General features: G+C 48.5%; 1 protein-coding gene. It reads left to right on the forward strand.

Annotated elements, in window-relative coordinates; genetic code table 11:
* The coding region (locus tag BBB58_RS15495; protein ID WP_244150791.1) for a transposase at positions 1-235 on the forward strand (235 nt) is incomplete at both ends.

Raw genomic sequence — 235 nt, forward strand, 5'->3', positions numbered from 1 at the left:
GACTCATCCGGAAGTCCGAAGCGAAGGTCAAGAAGGCGCAGCGCGCTTTGTCACGCAAGAAAATCGGTAGCAAGAATCGTGAAAAAGCCAAGTTACTTTTGGCCAAGAAACACGAAAAGATCGCGAACCAACGCAAGGACTTCCTTCACAAGCTGTCGAGACGGATCGTTGACGAGAATCAAGTCATCGTCGTGGAGACATTGAAGTCGAAGGACATGATGAAGAATCACAAGGT

The organism is Exiguobacterium profundum, from assembly GCF_001909285.1.
GTDB lineage: Bacteria > Bacillota > Bacilli > Exiguobacteriales > Exiguobacteriaceae > Exiguobacterium > Exiguobacterium profundum.